The following is a 17,611-nucleotide window of genomic DNA, read 5'->3' as shown; positions in this document are numbered from 1 at the left end:
AATTAGCAATTAGCAATTACTCAATTAGGAAATATGCTGACTTCTACTAATTTTAGCGGATTGTTAAATGAGCGGTTTTTCCAAAATTTATTGCCTGTTCCGGCGACTAATGTTCTGAACCTGGGACAGATGACGCCAGATTTTGAATTGCCGGATATTAATAATGGCAAATTGGTGCGGCTGTCAAATTATCGGGGCGATAAGCCGGTAATTCTGGCTTTTACGCGGATTTTTACAGAAAAGCAATATTGCCCTTTCTGTTTTCCTCACATTAAAGCTTTGAATGAAAACTGGGAAAAATTTGCCGCTCGCAATATAGAATTATTGATGGTTGCCAGTACCGACGATCGCCAAAGCCAAATTGTGGTTAGAGATTTAGGCTTGAAAATGCCTCTGCTTTCTGATCCAGGCTGTCAAGTTTTTCGGGCTTATCAAGTCGGTCAGGCTTTAGGTGCTCCTTTGCCTGCTCAGTTTGTTTTGGATGCAGATGGAAAACTCCTCTTCAAACATTTGTTTTCTTTCATAGACCACAATGCTAGTGTGGACACTTTATTGAAATATGTCGATCGGTAAGGACACCGCTGCTGTGTCTTAATTAGGAGTTTTTCACCGCTGATGTACGCTGGTTTATGTCCATCAGCGGGATTTTTTCACCAGTTGACACTGGCTGCAACAGCCCTTTAGTCATAAATACTTATTGTGCCAATTTCGATGGCGGAATGTTGCCATGTTCGCTCGACATTAATCTAGGCTATAGCTTGAAGGTACTTAGTACAAGTTTAAGCCAATGTCGTCTCCCAAAGATCGATCGAGCAAAATTGAATTGAGCGTCTTAGCGTCGCATCCTGAGTTGTTGACAGGTTTAGAAGCGTGGCTGCAGCTAGGTTTACTTTCGCCCGCTGAGGTTGAGGAATTGTGCGGGCAGTATTTAGTCTGCCCACTCAGAGATCCCGCTGTAGACCTTTCTGAAATTGAGAACCTGCGATCTCCTATTGCCGAGCCAAAAGTACCTGCCTTATCAACGCCTCAAGCATTACCTAGCAGCAGAGAAAGCGTTGCTAGACCCACAGAAACTACTCAAACCCCTAATTTTATCGCTCAAATTTTGCACTCGCTAATGGCAGAAATTAGCGTGGTGTGGCTGTTGTTTTTAGGAGTGTTCATGGTAGTTGTCTCTTCTGGAGTTTTAGCTGCCAGTCAGTGGGAAAGATTTCCTGCCGCCGGACAATATGGAGTTTTGTTAGCTTATACTTTAACCTTTTGGGCGATTAGCAGTTGGGCAAACAGACAGCATAATTTGCACTTGACTGCTCAAACTTTGCAAGAAGTAACCCTGTTGCTAGTGCCGATCAATTTTTGGGCAATGGATACTTTTGGATTGTGGCGGTATCCTTGGGATTGGATGGTAGCAATCGCAGCGGCGCTTATTTTGACTTGGATAACTGCCCGGATTATCAAAGATCAATATCAAAGCTGTTCCGGAAAAAACATCACTCGTTCGATCGCCCTAAATCACTTGGGATTGAGTTATTTGCACTGGGGGTGGGCATTTGCCGGCTTTTCCCTTACTGCGGTTTATGTGGGTACAGTGGGAACTGCTGCTATTACAGTTTATCAAGTTCAGCAACAACGATTGCAATCTATCCAACGTGGGGGAAATACTGAAACATTCCCCGCTGCTTTCAGTTTGAGCAGAGATTTTCTGACTTACAAAAAAGCGGCTTTAGTAGCTTATTCGTTAGGAATTTTACTGGGTCGAGCGATATTTGTCAAAGATGTAAATATCGCTGAAATGGGTTTAGCTTTGGCGATTTGTGGCGTGCTTTTAGCATGGCTGGATTGGCAGCACCCCCTCGCATCTGAAACTATTGAAAACAATATATCCGACCAGCCAAATCCCAGCAACTTTTTTAACTGGCAATTAGCGGGAATGGGTTTGTTGGGTTTGGGGTACCTGGTTTGTTTTCGCGACATTCCGCTACAGGCGATCGCAGTTAGCGGATTGGCTGTTTGGTTTTTTTATAACCGTTTAATGAGATTTTGGCAAGAGTTGGATTTGCTAATGCTGGAGGCGGTGGGGCTTCAGAGTATTTGGCTGTTTTGGCGAGTGCTTCCTTTAGGGATTAGAACACAAGTTGGGGCATTTTTAACTCAGCTTACAAACTCTCAGGAAACTCCCTGGGCTTTTTGGGGTGTTCTGCTGTTGCCTTATTTAATTTTAATGGTAAGTGTGGCGCAGTGGCTCTACCGCAAGCGAAAGTTTCAACTTGCCAGTTTTGGCGAAAACTTTGCTTTCGGTTTGGGGAGTGCTTTAACTGTTATTAGTTTTGTCAATCCGTTTTGGCGATCGCTCAATTTATTGGTATCTACTTTAATTTTAGGTTGGATTACTTGGAAATACGTAATCCCAGATAATTCCCGGCGAGTTTCGAGGTCGGCTTCTGCGGCTGAAAAACCGGGAAATCCGGCAATTTTGGTTCCCATAACTCACATTATGGGTTTAGGGGCGATCGCTTCGGCAATTGACTTATTTTTTCCCAACCAGCCACCAAATATTTGGTCTGCAATATTATTGATTTTTATGGTGGCTGAGTGGCTATTTTTTGTCGCGATGAAAGCGGCGAATTTCCGAGAAAATTCGGCGTTTTTCCGCTGGCATCCTGCCTGGTTCCAAAGTTCCTGGTATCTGGGCTTAGTATTAGCAGGATTTAGCTTTGTCTTGTTGCAAAATTATTTGATGGCGGGTACTGCCACTCATCGCCCTCAGTGGAGTTTGCTCTGGCTGGCAACTCCTTTAGCTTTGACTGCTGTTGCTAAATATACTGAGAGTCCTCACAAACAAGTTGCAAGTACCTTTAGTGCGATCGCTTTAATAATCGCACAAGTTCTAATTTTTATTTTTCCGGGATATCGGTTAATTGGTTTGGGCTTGGCAGCCGGATTAATGTTGGTTAATACTTACTATTTAGTCGAGTTACCAGCGGCTGCAATTGGAGTGGGATTTGGCTTGAGTTCCGTAGCTGCGGTGATTTATGAATTAGGTTTTGTGTCGGGTTGGGATTGGGCAATTGCTGGGGCGATCGCTCTTTTGTGTCTGTGGTTGCTTCGCAGCATAATAGTTCGTTTTTCCAGCCGTTTGCCTGAGTCTTCTCAATTAGCTGAAATTTACGATCGAGCTTTAGATGGGTGGGCAATCTTACTGGCAAGCTTGCTGTTAACAACTATTACTTTTTATTCCTTTGACTTCTACGCAGGCAGTAACTTGAGTTCCTCGCCCTCGGCTGAAGTTTTGGCTGCGATTTTGGTGATAATGGCTGCGATTATTTTCCGAAGTTTACGCCAACTTTCCCCTCTGGCAATTTATGCCTTGGCTTGGAGTTTGGAGTTGTTGACAGCAGTCGGTTTGAGTTTTGTCGATCGCACTACGATTAATTTGGCAGTTGCTAATATCGCTCTCGGATTGTTTACGCAATTATTGGGCGATGTGTGGCGGCGCCGCCACCGCGATCAAACAATTTTACCTAGCATTCATATTATACCTTTGGTTTACGGGGTATTGGGTTTAACTTTCCGATCGCACACTTTGACGAATTGGACTGGTTTAACTGTGTTGGGAGCGTCTTTAATTGCGATCGGCATTGGTAGGCGGGAGCCAGAATTCAAACCTTTGGTTTATTTAGGATTAATTGGCGTGTCCCTTGCTGCTTACGAATCGCTACTCTATCAACTTTTTCAAACACCGGGAGGAGCTTTTGGCGACGGCTTAATTGTCCTGGCCACTCTCGGCACAACTTTAACCTATATCTATCGCATTTTATCTCCTTGGCTCAGCAATTATTTACATTTAACTAATGCAGAGTTAAAAATATTTACTCACCTGCACTGGGTTTTGAGCAGTTTGCTCCTGATTTGGGCTTCTGCCTATGATATTAAATCAGGCTTAAGTTTAGGATTAGTCACGGGTGCTTTATTAGTTCAATACGCTTTCTTGCAAGGGCGAAATAATCTAGATCGCCAATGGGCAGAAATTTGGATTTACTTAGGTTGGCTAGAAGCCTTTGGCATCCGGCTTTACTGGATCAATACACCTTTAGTTAAGTATATTTCCGGACCGCTGGGGCCTTGGAAAGTTGCCTTCGCTTCTCTATTAGCCTATTTCATTTACATTTTGCCTTGGGGCAACTGGGGTTGGTCAAAAAAACCTTGGCAGGTAATTGCTTCGCTGATTCCAATAGTTACTATTTTGGAAAGTCCGGCTAAGTTTTATCCGATTAGCTTGCTGATAGCTGCCGCCTTCTATGTTTTCCTGGCTTGGGAAAGGCAGGAAGTCCGTTTTACCTATGTGAGTGTGGCGATAATTGATTGGATATTGCTGCGGTGGTTCTGGCAAATAGGATTGACTCAGCCAGAGTTTTATGTTACTCCTTTAGGATTTTCTTTACTTTACATTACTCAGTTCGATCGCACTCTCAAATTACCAGCACAAAAACCGCTGCGCCACACTCTGCGAATGCTCGCAACTGCGCTGATTTGCGGGATACCTCTTTTGACTCAGCAAAGCCACGGTTTAGTTGCAGGAGCTTTTAGTTTAGCGGCGATTGCAGCGGGTTTGGCGCTGCGAGTTCGGGCGTTTTTGTTTGTGGGAACGGCTGTATTTTTAATCAATGTTTTCTATCAGTTGGTGGTTCTGATATTCGATTATCCGCTGATTAAATGGGCGATTGGTTTGGCTTTTGGCATTGTGTTTATCTGGATTGCTGCTACTTTTGAAACGCGGCGCGATCGCATTTCTGCTTTCGTGCAGCATTGGATTGTACAATTGGAATCGTGGGATTAGAGTCAGCTCTCTTTATCTGCGTGAATCTGCGTCAATCCATTCTCATCTGCGGTTCTAGAAATTCTCTTTTTTTAACCGCAGATATCGGCAGATAAACACAGATTAACGCAGATTAATTAGATCGATTCCGGTTGCTGTGTCCGTGGTTGACTGTTGACTGAATTTTAGGCCCGACGATGCTACCGGATTGGAGCTTGCCTAAAGTTGCTTTTTTTAACGGGTATTTTTTAATTAAAAACCCGGCTTCTCCGAGAAACCGGGTTTTTAATCAACAGTATTTATCCGTCTGTGGAGCGCATTAATGGCTCAATGCGAATTCTGGCAATTTCGGCTCAGATGAACCATCGGGCAACACCTTTACCTGACCGTTTTCATCTACATCAACGATCGCCTTTTGGCCGTCTTTCAGTTTCCCAGAGAGCATTTCCTCAGCCAGTACATCTTCCAACAACCGCATGATTGCGCGCCGTAAAGGTCGAGCACCGTAGCTGGGATTATAGCCTTCTGTAACTAACAAATCCTTGAACTTGTCGGTCACCGACAAAGTAATACCCTGTTCGGTTAAGCGGCTGAAGACTTGCTGCAACATAATGTCTGCAATCTGCTTCACTTCTGGCTTGTTCAACTGGCGGAAGACGATAATCTCATCCAAGCGGTTGATAAATTCGGGACGGAAAAACTGTTTCAGTTCTTCGTTTACCAAGCTGCGAACGCGGTTGTACTGACCGTCTGCGGCGCTTTCAGCAAACTCGAAACCGAGACCGCCACCACCTTTTTCAATCACTCGCGAACCGATGTTTGAGGTCATGATCAGCAGTGTATTCTTAAAGTCTACTGTCCGACCTTTAGCATCCGTCAAGCGGCCGTCTTCCAAGATTTGCAGCATCATGTTGAAGACATCCGGGTGAGCTTTTTCGATTTCGTCGAACAAGATGACTGTGTAAGGACGGCGCCGGACTGCTTCTGTTAGTTGGCCGCCTTCATCGTAGCCGACGTAACCCGGAGGCGAACCGATGAGTTTGGAAACCGTGTGGCGTTCCATGAATTCGGACATATCTAACCGAATCATGGCTTCTTCGGAACCGAAGAAATAAGTTGCCAGGGCTTTTGTAAGTTCGGTTTTGCCGACGCCTGTGGGGCCGGAAAAGATGAAACTGGCGATCGGGCGATTCGGATTTTTCAAGCCTACCCGCGCGCGGCGGATGGCCCGAGAAACTGCGGTGACAGCTTCTTCTTGACCGATCAAGCGCTGGTGCAGGGTGTCTTCCATGTGCAGCAGCAATTCCGATTCGGATTCTGTCAGCTTGCTGACTGGTACTCCCGTCCAATTAGCCACGATGTGGGCGATGTCTTCTTCGGTGACGATGGGAGAGGTTTTGAGTTGGCTTTTGTTGATCGTAGCTTCGGCGATTTCGGCTTCAATTTCTAATTCACGATCGCGCAATTTTCCAGCTTTGTCGAAGTCTTGCTCGCGCACTGCTGCATCTTTTTCTTTTGTTACTGCAGGCAGTTGCTTTTTGAGTTCTTTAACTTCGGGCGGGGTTTGTGAATTCATCACGCGGACGCGGGAACCTGCTTCGTCAATTAAGTCGATCGCCTTGTCTGGCAAAAACCGATCGTTAATGTATCTGTCTGACAGTGTGGCCGCTGCTTCTAAAGCTGCGTCGGAAATTGTCAGTCTGTGATGCTGTTCGTAAGCCGATCGCAACCCGTACAATATTTCTATTGTTTCAGCCACGCTCGGTTCGCCAACTTTGATCGGTTGGAAGCGGCGTTCTAAGGCAGCGTCGCGCTCGATGTGCTTGCGATATTCGTCCAAGGTAGTGGCGCCGACACACTGCAATTCGCCTCTAGCAAGGGCGGGTTTGAGCATATTGGAGGCGTCCATGCTGCCTTGAATTGCGCCTGCACCGACTAAGGTGTGAATTTCATCAATTACCAGAATGATGTTGCCGGCAGCGCGAATTTCGGCCATGATTTTCGTCAGCCGTTCTTCAAATTCGCCTCGGAACTTTGTACCAGCAATCAGCGAACCCATATCGAGGCTGATTACTTGTTTGTCTTCTAAAATTTCCGGGACGTTTCTATTAACAATCCGCTGGGCTAAGCCTTCGGCGAGGGCTGTTTTGCCGACTCCCGGTTCGCCTACTAACACTGGATTGTTCTTCGTGCGGCGGCCGAGCACTTGGATCACGCGCTCGATTTCATTTTCGCGGCCCACTACGGGGTCGAGTTTTCCGGTGGCGGCTAACTTGGTCAGGTTTGTGCCGAATTCTTCTAAAGTCGGGATTTTGCGATCGCCGCTATCTCCCCTACCTCCGGGTACTGCCGCGACTTCTCCCACGGCACGAATTACCTGCGTGCGGACTCTCTGGCGATCGATTCCCAAGTTTTGCAGCACCTTGGCCGCCACCCCTTCATCGTCCTGAATCAGCCCCAGCAGGATGTGCTCGGTGCCGATGTAATTGTGGCCTAACTGCCGCGCTTCGTTCAGCGCTGTCTCAAAAATGCGCTTGACGCGGGGCGTAAAAGGAATTTCCGGCGGGAGGAACCCAGAACCTCTACCGATGATATTTTCGATTTCATTGCGCGCCTCTTTCAAGTTGAGGCCCATATCCAGTAATACTTTTGCAGCGATGCCAGTGCCTTCGCCGACGAGTCCCAGAAGAATTTGCTCGGTGCCTACAAAATTGTGACCGAGGCGTCGCGCTTCCTCTTGGGCTAGCATGATTGCTTTAATGGCTTGTTCTGTAAAGCGTTCAAACATATTTTTTCTATCCTACTGTCTTGGCGAGGGCTGTATCGCTGCTGGTGAGGAGCGATTTGGAACACTACACAAATTATAGATGTAAATTTTTGTGTATTTCCTTCTCTAACAATGTATCTTGCTAAAGGGGTAGGGACAGTGGGGAGACCCGAATAGTAGGGGTGTGGTTGCCGTCCGCTGTCGATCGGATATTAATTGAGAATAATAGTAGCAAAATGGCTTGATTGCCTGAATACTATCATTTTATGTATAAATTATATTCTTGTCCGAGTAAATAAAGCTTGATTTTTCTTTGCCTAAGTACATGGTTGAATTAAGCATATAACAGTTGCCCTGTCAAGACTTTTGACTATTGAGAGTGGTCGTGCCGTCAGCCAACAGCCCACAGTCAACAGCGAACACCGAGTAGAATCAGATATATTTTCAACTCTGAGGAGAACTCCATGCAATTTCTCTCGCAATACCAAATCCACTCCACTCTCCACGAAGGTATCGAAACGATTATTTATCGAGGAAAAATCCCCACCCACCAGGATACAACCGTACTCAAAATCCTGAAAGCTGAATATCCCACCCTCGATGCAATTACCCGGATCAAGCACGAGTATCGCATTCGCCAACATTTAGACCATCCAGGCCTAGTTAAAGTCATTAGCCTAGAAACCTTTGATAACCGCCTCGGCTTGCTTTTAGAGGACTTTAATGGCGAATCTATCGATCGCCTCATGTCCAGACAAAAGCTCGAAGTCATCACCTGTTTGAGGTTTGGCATCCAACTCATAAAAACCTTAGAATATCTACACCTTCAAAAAATTATTCACAAAGATATTAAGCCGAGCAATATCATCATCAACAGCCAAACAGGAATTATTAAACTGACAGATTTCGGGATTGCTTCACGATTGTCCAAAGAAAATCCCCAAATTAATAATATTAACTCGATAGTCGGTACTTTTGCTTATATGTCTCCCGAACAAACCGGGAGAATGAACCGCACCCTAGACTACCGCACCGACTTTTATTCTGTGGGGATTACCTTATATGAAATGCTGACAGGTCAATTGCCATTTATGAGCAACGACCCGTTAGAGATTGTTTACAGTCACATAGCTTGTCAAGCAATTTTACCCCATCACATTAATTCAGACATTCCACCAGCCATCTCACAAATTGTGATGAAATTGATTGCCAAAAATGCCGAACAGAGATATCAAAGCGCAGGCGGATTGTTGGCAGATTTAGAAATTTGTTTACATCAGTTAGAAACTACAGGCAAGATAGTCGATTTTACCCCCGGCAACTTAGATATATTGAGTCAGTTGTTGATTCCTCAAAAATTGTACGGTCGGGAAACACAAGTCAGCGAACTCTTGGCCGCATTTGAACGTGTAGCTAATCCTTGCGAGGAAAATTCTTCCCCTTCCCAAATTGAACTGATCCTAGTGTCGGGTTATGCAGGTATAGGCAAATCTGCCGTAGTTAGCGAAATTCAAAAACCCATCACCAAACAGCGGGGTTATTTTATTTCAGGTAAATTTGACCAATTCAAACGCAATATACCTTACGCATCTTTAATTCAAGCTTTTCAATCTTTGATCCAGCAGTTACTTTCCGAAAATAACAAAAAATTACAAGATTGGCAACATAAACTTTTAGTCGCCCTAGGCGATGCCGGACAAGTAATTATTGACGTAATTCCCGAACTAGAATTGGTAATTGGCAAACAGCCTGCCGTTGCGGAACTTGCCCCCACAGAAGCACAAAACCGCTTTAACAGACTATTCAAAGAATTTATCCACGTATTCGCGCAAAAAGAGCATCCATTAGTTATATTTATCGATGACTTGCAGTGGTCAGATTCAGCGACATTAAAATTAATGGAATTGCTAGCGACTGACCCAGATAGCAAATATTTACTATTTATTGGAGCCTATCGAGACCATGAAGTTAGCTCTACACATCCTTTAATGCAAACAGTAGAGTACCTTCAAGAAACGGGTATTGTTATCAACAATTTAGTGCTGGAACCTCTTTCTTTAGCCCAGGTTACTGAGTTAATGTCTGAGACATTAAATGAGTGCGACCGAATTCAACCTTTAGCGGAGTTAATTTGGAATAAAACTGGTGGGAATCCTTTTTTCTTGACGCAATTGCTCAACACTCTTTATCAAGAAAAACTTTTGAGATTTGACTTTTCCAGGCTGCTGTCTCCCGGAAGCAGAGGGGAGTGGCAGTGGAACATTGAGGAGATTCACGCTATTGGCATCACAGATAAGAGTGTAGTTGAACTGGTAGCCAGTCGGATTCAACAATTGCCAGAGACTACACAACAAATTTTGAAATTGGCTGCTTGTGTTGGGGACAAATTCACTTTAGATGTTCTCTCTACTGTCAACGCCAAATCTCCATCTGTGACGGCGACTGAACTCTGGGATGCTTTGCAAGCAGGGTTAATACTTCCTTTGAATGAGAGTTACCTCATTCCTTTATTTTTAGATGGAGAAGGAGGAGCTAATTTAACTTTCGATTCTTCGCGAATCAGCTATAAATTTTTACACGATCGCGTCCAGCAAGCTGCATATTCGCTGATTCCTGATGATGAAAAGAAAGTCACTCATCTTAGCATCGGTAAATTGCTGTTTGAAAATACGCCCGCCGATAAAGTAGAAGAGAAAATTTTTGATATTATCAACCAGTTGAATGTAGGAATTGATTGTCTGCTCCTGCAATCAGAAAAAGATGAATTAGCACGATTAAATTTAATTGCTGGACATAAGGCAAAAGTAGCTAATGCTTACGAACCCGCTGTTAAGTATTTGAATGCGGGAATGTCGTTATTAGCACCTGAGAGCTGGGATCGCAACTATAGCATGACGCTGCGCTTGTATGTAGAGACGCTGGAAGCGGAATATTTAAACACCAACTTTGAGCAAGCAGAAGTTTTGGCAGAAGTGGTTTTGCGATCGGCTAAAAACCAGCTTGACATAGTGAAAGTGTATCAGCTCAAGATCCTATTTTATCAGGCTCAAAGCCAGATGCTAAAAGCTGTTGAAACAGGTCTAGAAGTGCTGGAAATGCTGGGACTAAACCTATTAGACAACGAAACCATTGCAGTGCCAAAATTGCCGCGAATTGAGGAATTAGAAAACCTGCCAGTTATGACAGATCCATATCTACTGGCAGCTATGGAAATCCTGACAGCCCTCTATCCTCCTGCTTATATTGCCAAACCTGAAATTGTGTCCTCCCTCGTCTTGACTATGGTCAATCTTTGTATCGATCACGGTCATTCAGCATTAGCTACTTTTCCCTATACTCTTTATGGAATGATTCTGTGCGGCATCGAAGGCGACATCGAAGCTGGCTACTACGCTGGATTAATCGCTTTAAAGCTGCTAGAACAATTTAATGCTAGCCAACAGAAAGCTAAGGTTTATGTAATGTTTAATGCTCATATAAGAATCTGGAAAGAGTCTACTAAAAACACACTTAATTCATTTCTAGAAGGGATGAAATTTGGTGTAGAAAATGGTGATTTAGAATGGGCGGTTTATAATTTTATGCACTATATTACTAATTTAGTTTTAGTGGGAGAACAGTTAGAATATGTCGAAGAAAAACAAAGCGTTTGTATGGAGTTTTTGCAAAAAAATAAACACGAATTTGCCATGGGTTATGCTCAAATTTGGCAAGTAACTGCTTCAAGCTTAAGAAGCAAAACAGCAGAGCAAGTACGGTTAGTTAGCGGCAGGTTGGATGAACCTGCTGTGATGTCCCGTTGGCAGAAAGAAAATAATAGAATGTCGCTGTTTGCAGCGTATGTTGGTAAATTGATCGTGCTTTATTTATTGAAAGATTATGCTGCGGCTGTTGCCCGCGGTAAATTAGCGGCAGAATATGCAGATGGGGCGATCGGCTTAATCACTGTTGGGGTACACAATTTCTACTATTCGCTGGCCCTCCTCGCTCAGTATCCTGACAGTGACAATCAAGAAGCATACCTAGCTATTGTTAACTCTAATCAGCAAATTATGAAAAAGTGGGCCTACCATGCACCCATGAATTATCAGCACAAGTACGAGTTAGTTGAAGCTGAGAAAGCTCGACTTTTCAGCGATAAACTTGCAGCCATGGATTATTATGACTTAGCTATTAAAGGAGCTGCTGCTAACGGTTACATCCAAGAAGAAGCATTAGCTTATGAATTAGCTGGAGAGTTTTATCAATCTTTGGATAAAGAGATAATTGCTCGCTCTTATCTGACAAAAGCTTATTATGCCTACATCCGCTGGGGAGCTATAGCAAAAGTTAGATACTTAGAATCCCGTTATCCTTATTTAGTCGATCGCAATCAAGGAGCAATATCTAAGAATGTTGATATCATGACTGCTACCACTACTGTTGACAATAGCTTGATGCTGGATTTACCAACTGTTGTCAAAGCATCTCAAGCTGTTTCGAGCGAAATTATCCTCAGCCGTTTGCTAGAGAAACTCGTACAGCTTGTAAAGGAAAACGCAGGCGCTCAAAAAGTATTATTTCTTGCCAAGACAGGTAATCAATTATTCATAGAAGCTGGACTTACAGGTCAGTTTAATGATGTAACCCTGTTACAATCTCTCCCGATTACCGAATCCGATAACCTCCCACTTTCATTAATTAACTATGTAGAAAGAACCAAAAAATACTTGGTTTTAGATGATGCTACCCGATCCGAGCAGTTCCAATTTGACCCTTATATTGTAGCCAATCAACCCCTATCTATCCTGGTATTGCCAATTATCCATCAAGGCAACCTTACGGGAATTTTTTATTTAGAAAATAATTTAACAAAAGGTGCTTTTACTAGCGACAGGGTAGAAATTTTGGGAATCCTGTCTGCACAAGCAGCTATTTCTCTAGAAAATGCTCGTTTTTATACTATTCTGGAAACGCGAGTAGCCCAAAGAACTGAGAATTTGCATACTGCACTGGAAGAACTTCGCCACACTCAAGTGCAGCTAATTCAAAGTGAAAAAATGTCCAGTTTAGGTCAAGTCGTCGGGGGAATTGCTCACGAAATTAATAACCCAATCAACTTTATTTATGGAAATTTACATTACACCAATGAATACGCTGAGAACTTATTAAATCTACTACGTTTATACCAAAATAATTACCCAAATCCCGTACCACAAATAGTAAATGAAATAGAGCAGATAGATTTAGATTTTTTAATGAATGATTTCACTAAAATGATAGATTCAATGAGAGTGGGCGCTGCGAGGGTTCGCGATATTGTGCTGTCGCTGCGAAACTTTTCTCGGTTAGATGAATCAGATAGAAAATGGGTTAATATTCACGAAGGTATCGACAGCACGTTGATGATTTTGGATCACAAATTAATTGATATTCAAGTGATAAAGGAGTACGACAATTTGCCTTTAGTGAACTGCTATCCTGGAGAAATTAATCAGGTATTTATGAATGTCCTGACCAATGCGATTGATGCTTTTTGTCGCGAAAGAGGGAGTGAAGTTGACTGGGAACAGACTCCGACAATTCAGATTTGCACTGAAGTCGCGGAAGGAAATCAAGTAGCGATTCGCATTGTTGATAATGGTGTGGGGATGAATTCGGAGGTGCTGGGTAAAATATTCGATCCGTTTTTTACTACTAAACCGATAGGTAAGGGGACTGGTTTGGGATTGTCTATCAGTTATCAAATTGTGGTAGAACAGCATGGAGGAAAGTTAATTTGCAAGTCGGAACAGGGAGAGGGCAGCGAGTTTACTATACTGCTGCCGTATTGATGAATTAAAGCCATCGTGAAAGCAACTGTTTAATTACTTCCACAAAGCCGATCGCAATTTGGATCAATGGCCAACCCACAAAACAAATTAACACCGCCCAGCGAGTTTGAATATCCAAACCTTGGCGAACCGCCACAATTACAGCTAGCAAACTCCACACAGCTAATATCCGCTCTATTCCTTCTCCCAGCAAAGGAATTAAGGTTAAAAAATTCAGCACTTGGGGCGCGTAAGCAAAGCCGATCGGAACCAACAACTCGCCATAAGTTACGTGCCCCGGCTTCAGCCACTCCCCAATTTTCAAGATAGTGAAAGTCCAAAAATAATAACCCCCCACGACTGCCAAACCATCTATCCAAAGTGCTAAAAACAACACTGATAGCTCAGTTCGATTGATTAACAAGATGACGGCGCTGCCCAAAACGCGGGACAGCGCAGCTAAAATTACAATTGTTAAAGCTATACGCTTAGTTCTGCCAGTGTAGGGAGTTTTTTCGTAAAAATTGCCGTTCAAAGAAAGTGCGTTCCAAAGCGTTGCGCCCAAACCTGCAATTGAATCTTCTCCCTTCACGTTGAACTCCTGATCCTCAATATAGTTGACAATTTTTACAGAATAAGCTCTAATACAGCAGAATCACCGAACTATTTCTAGGTAATTAAGTAATTAATTGGCATTCTACCAGATTTTATTAAATGCTAAGATTGACTTTACGGATACTTGCATGGCTGCGCGGGGGAAGTTTAAATTTGTTGCTCATCGCAGGTGTAATCCTGATAATTTGGGGCATTCTTTCGCCGGTGGGAACTGTTATATGGTGGCTGAATCAAAGTGCCGAAACTTTGGGCCTCAAGAAAAATCCGCCGGAAATATTGCCCTCAAACAAGGGCAACCTAGAAGCGCGCAAGTCTTCGCAGCTCAATTGTTATATCATCTTTTTACCGGGAGTTGGCGATTTTTCGGGGGACGAATTAACCCCTGGTGAAGAGTTTTTTCTCAAGCGTTTAGTTAAAAGTCACCCGCAGTGCGTAGCAGTAGGCGATGTTTTTCCTTATTCAGCGTCTAACAAAAGTTTAGGAGGAGAGCGCTGGCTAGCTCCTTTTTGGCGGTTTGCAGAACAGGCAAAAACCGGGCCGATTGCGGGGGATATATTCATCAAAATTCGTAATCTCTGGAGGTTTGCAATTTCTCTAGATTATCGCTACGGCTTTGCATACAATCAGGGAATCGCTAATGCCATTATCGATCGCATGAATGCTCAATCTCCCATTTCAGTTAATTCTCAACAACCTTTGAAAGTTATTTTAATTGGCACTAGCGGCGGCGCACAAGTTGCTTTGGGTGCTACTCGCTATCTTAAAGAATGGCTGAAGGCAGAAATTACAGTTGTTTCGGTTGGGGGCGTCTTTTCGGGAGAAAATGGTTTTGCAGAGGCCGATCGCATTTTCCACTTTCGCGGCACTCGCGATTCAATTGAGGATATTGGCGGCATAGTTTTTCCTAGTCGCTGGTACTGGTACGCGACTTCTCCTTTCAATCAAGCTCGTTTGCAAGGCCGCTATGCAGAAGCTTTGAGTGGTCCTCACAAGCACGACGGCGATGATGGATATTTTGGGGAAAATCTGGCGGCGGACGGTAAAAAGTATGTAGATATAACCCTGGACAAGATTAATCAATTGCCTGTTTGGTCTAAGGGCGCGTCCGATTGATGAGTTCTTGCATATTCGATGCCTGTACAATTATAATTAAGTTAGGAGGAAAATTTTGAGTTTTAATTTATTCATAAATAGAGGAGTGGCGTTCATCATTTAAAACTAATTTTATTATAGTCAATAATAAGAAAACTTTTCTGGGCAGTTGCTCAGAGCAACGCCAGGAATATACAAGTTAAATACACAACCGCTTAGCCATTAGTCATTCGTTATTAATTGTGTCATTGTTGGTGGTGGGTCGCTTGAAGCTTGGCATTTTTGCCTTCCAGTCTCTACCGGAATTCCCGATGCCCGATGCCCCATTCCCAATTCCCAATTCCCCATTATCAATGTCTCAACCAACATTATATATTGCCATCACCAATCACGGATTCGGCCACGCTGTCCGAGTTGCGTCCGTAGCTGCAAAAATTCAAGAATTAAATCCAGAGATCTTACTAATTATCACAACAACAGCACCTCGCTGGCTGCTAGAATGTTATATTGGTGGCGACTTTATCCACCGTCCCCGCGCTTTTGATGTGGGTGTCGTGCAAGCTGACAGTTTGAATATGGATAAAGACGCGACGCTGGAAAAATTGCGGGAAATTCGGAAAAAGCAAAATTCCCTAATTGCAAGCGAAGTTAATTTTATCAAGCAAAATAGGGTGGGTTTGGTGCTGGCAGATATTCCTCCTTTGGCAACGCGAATGGCGGCAGCGGCTGGGGTTCCTTGCTGGATGATGAGCAATTTCGGGTGGGATTTTATCTATCGCGATTGGGGCGGGGAATTTGTAGAAATGGCAGATTGGATTGGTGAATGTTTCGGAATGTGCGATCGGCTTTTTCGTCTTCCTTTACACGAACCGATGGCAGATTTCCCCAATATTCAAGATGTGGGCTTGACTGGCGGCAATCCTCGCTACAGTAACGAAAAAATTAGGGAAGTATTCGGCATCGAAACACCGCTGGAAAAAACTGTATTGTTGACTTTCGGCGGATTGGGTTTAGAGGAAATTCCTTATCAAAATTTACAGCAATTTAGCGACTGGAAATTTATTACTTTTGATGCGGGAGCTCCCGATTTGCCGAATTTGATTTATGTCAAAAATCAGGACTTTGCACAATCTTTCCCGATTTTACCGCGTCCGGTCGATATTATGCCTGTCTGCGGGCGCTTAGTTTCTAAACCGGGATACAGCACTTTTGCGGAAGCTTTGCGCTTGGAAATACCTATTGTTTCTATAATGAGAGAAGGTTTTGCCGAAGCTGCGGTGTTGCTGGAAGGGATTCAAAATTATGCGGAACATCAAATTTTGACGGTGGCGGAGTTTTTTGAGGGGGATTGGGAGTTTTTGCGACAACCGCTGCATCCGCCGCGTTTGTCGGATAAATTGGATAAAAATGGTACGGAGGCGATCGCCCAAGCTGTTGTAGACTATTTTTCATAAGTGCAATTAGAAATCGCTCTTACACAAACAAAGTCTACCTCCGCCGACAGAAGACTTTTGCATCAGTCTCATCCAAAATCTCAAATCTAAAATCGAATGAATCACTATCAACAGATACTCAAGATTCAAACTACAGGGAAATCTCTGTGCAAAATCACTCCTAAGATAGAAGATGTGGTGGCGAATTCAGGTATTAAAACGGGACTTTGTAGTTTATTTTTGCGCCATACTTCTGCTAGTTTGGTGATTCAAGAAAATGCTGACCCGGATGTACTTAAGGATTTGGCTAACTTTTTGGCTAAACTGGTACCGGAGGACGATCGCTACATTCACGATGCGGAAGGCCCAGACGATATGCCGGCGCACATTCGCACTGCGCTGACTCATACTTCTGAACAAATCCCGATCGATCGCGGCAGGTTGCTGTTAGGAACTTGGCAGGGAATTTACCTGTGGGAACACCGCCAGCGGGGTCACATTCGCGAATTAGTTGTTCACGTCAGCGGCACTTGATCGGAATTTGTACCTCGCTGATTTTAGTTGCTTCCGGCGTCATCGGGGAATTGTAAAAAAAGCGGCGCGGCGGCCCGACTATTTCGTATTCGGGATGTTCTAGAAGCCAATCTTTGAGTTTCTGGAGGTTATGTTCATAGCTTTCCCAAGTGTAGGCCCCGCGCACGCCGATGCTGACCACTGTCATCGGAGAAGTATCTGTGACTTCTACAGCGGAGTTAACGCTGCTGGGGGCGATATTTGGTGCGGGATAGAGGAACGAAACTTCTGCTTGGGGAACTGCATCGATTTGCCCGGAAGTTTCCGTATAGCGCGCTTCTACTGGCGTTGTCATCGCTATTTGGTTGTTGCTGATGTGTTGAAATAAGGGATTGAAGGCGATGCCAGTTGCTTGTCGCAAATCGCCCGCGTGGGTGTAGGTGACAGCGCGGTAATGAGGATATTGCTTAACTTCTATGACCCCAATCTGTGCGGGTTCAGGGAATCCAGTAGGTAATACCATTTGAGATTTAAAAGTTTAGATTTTACATTGAATAATGGGGAAGACTGACTCCGCAAGGGT

Annotated in this window: 9 protein-coding genes; 6 read left to right on the top strand and 3 right to left on the bottom strand. The window is 43.9% G+C overall.

Features of this window, described 5'->3' with window-relative positions; genetic code table 11:
• Positions 1-33: 33 nt before the first annotated feature.
• Positions 34-573, top strand: coding sequence for a peroxiredoxin family protein (locus QUA27_RS15700; RefSeq protein WP_333068969.1), 540 nt, complete (start codon positions 34-36; stop codon positions 571-573).
• Between the two features lie 214 nt (positions 574-787).
• Positions 788-4,837 (top strand): hypothetical protein, encoded by a 4,050-nt coding sequence (locus QUA27_RS15695; RefSeq protein ID WP_333068967.1) that lies wholly within the window; start codon positions 788-790, stop codon positions 4,835-4,837.
• A 298-nt stretch (positions 4,838-5,135) separates the two neighbouring features.
• Here QUA27_RS15695 and QUA27_RS15690 read toward each other — a convergent pair whose 3' ends face one another.
• Positions 5,136-7,604: an ATP-dependent Clp protease ATP-binding subunit gene (locus QUA27_RS15690; RefSeq protein ID WP_333068966.1), complete on the bottom strand. Its 2,469-nt coding sequence runs from the start codon at positions 7,602-7,604 to the stop codon at positions 5,136-5,138.
• Between the two features lie 443 nt (positions 7,605-8,047).
• Between QUA27_RS15690 and QUA27_RS15685 the strand changes: the two genes are divergently transcribed.
• Positions 8,048-13,396, top strand: a complete 5,349-nt coding sequence (locus tag QUA27_RS15685; RefSeq protein ID WP_333068965.1) for a trifunctional serine/threonine-protein kinase/ATP-binding protein/sensor histidine kinase — start codon at positions 8,048-8,050, stop codon at positions 13,394-13,396.
• Between the two features lie 4 nt (positions 13,397-13,400).
• Here QUA27_RS15685 and QUA27_RS15680 read toward each other — a convergent pair whose 3' ends face one another.
• Positions 13,401-13,967 (bottom strand): hypothetical protein, encoded by a 567-nt coding sequence (locus tag QUA27_RS15680; RefSeq protein WP_333068964.1) that lies wholly within the window; start codon positions 13,965-13,967, stop codon positions 13,401-13,403.
• A 122-nt stretch (positions 13,968-14,089) separates the two neighbouring features.
• Here QUA27_RS15680 and QUA27_RS15675 point away from each other — a divergent pair, with 122 nt between their 5' ends.
• The 3 genes from QUA27_RS15675 to QUA27_RS15665 all read left to right on the top strand — a co-directional run bounded on the left by QUA27_RS15675 (position 14,090) and on the right by QUA27_RS15665 (position 17,049).
• On the top strand, positions 14,090-15,103 hold the full coding sequence (locus QUA27_RS15675; protein WP_333068963.1) for a hypothetical protein: 1,014 nt from the start codon (positions 14,090-14,092) through the stop codon (positions 15,101-15,103).
• 332 nt (positions 15,104-15,435) lie between these two features.
• Positions 15,436-16,536 carry a glycosyl transferase gene (locus tag QUA27_RS15670; RefSeq protein ID WP_333068962.1) on the top strand — a complete coding sequence of 367 codons (1,101 nt, stop codon included), beginning with the start codon at positions 15,436-15,438 and terminating at the stop codon, positions 16,534-16,536.
• Positions 16,537-16,632: 96 nt separating this feature from the next.
• On the top strand, positions 16,633-17,049 hold the full coding sequence (locus QUA27_RS15665) for a secondary thiamine-phosphate synthase enzyme YjbQ (RefSeq protein WP_333068961.1): 417 nt from the start codon (positions 16,633-16,635) through the stop codon (positions 17,047-17,049).
• Here the strand turns inward: QUA27_RS15665 and QUA27_RS15660 are convergent.
• A complete protein-coding gene (locus QUA27_RS15660; RefSeq protein WP_333068960.1) occupies positions 17,036-17,551 on the bottom strand; it encodes a heme-binding protein in 516 nt (171 codons plus the stop codon). The genes QUA27_RS15665 and QUA27_RS15660 overlap by 14 nt on opposite strands.
• Between the last annotated feature and the right edge of the window lie 60 nt (positions 17,552-17,611).

Origin of the sequence: Microcoleus harperi Pol14_C6 (genome assembly GCF_036701295.1) — a bacterium.
In the GTDB taxonomy this organism is placed as follows: domain Bacteria; phylum Cyanobacteriota; class Cyanobacteriia; order Cyanobacteriales; family Microcoleaceae; genus Microcoleus.
Note: the sequence above shows the minus strand (reverse complement) of the source record. Positions and strands in the feature narration are given on the sequence as shown.

Excerpts from the sequence above, each read along its gene's own strand:
- QUA27_RS15700 (WP_333068969.1), top strand. The coding sequence starts at position 34 with ATGCTGACTTCTACTAATTTTAGCGGATTGTTAAATGAGCGGTTTTTC.
- QUA27_RS15695 (WP_333068967.1), top strand. The coding sequence starts at position 788 with ATGTCGTCTCCCAAAGATCGATCGAGCAAAATTGAATTGAGCGTCTTA.
- QUA27_RS15690 (WP_333068966.1), bottom strand. The coding sequence starts at position 7,604 with ATGTTTGAACGCTTTACAGAACAAGCCATTAAAGCAATCATGCTAGCC.
- QUA27_RS15685 (WP_333068965.1), top strand. The coding sequence starts at position 8,048 with ATGCAATTTCTCTCGCAATACCAAATCCACTCCACTCTCCACGAAGGT.
- QUA27_RS15675 (WP_333068963.1), top strand. The coding sequence starts at position 14,090 with ATGCTAAGATTGACTTTACGGATACTTGCATGGCTGCGCGGGGGAAGT.
- QUA27_RS15670 (WP_333068962.1), top strand. The coding sequence starts at position 15,436 with ATGTCTCAACCAACATTATATATTGCCATCACCAATCACGGATTCGGC.
- QUA27_RS15665 (WP_333068961.1), top strand. The coding sequence starts at position 16,633 with ATGAATCACTATCAACAGATACTCAAGATTCAAACTACAGGGAAATCT.
- QUA27_RS15660 (WP_333068960.1), bottom strand. The coding sequence starts at position 17,551 with ATGGTATTACCTACTGGATTCCCTGAACCCGCACAGATTGGGGTCATA.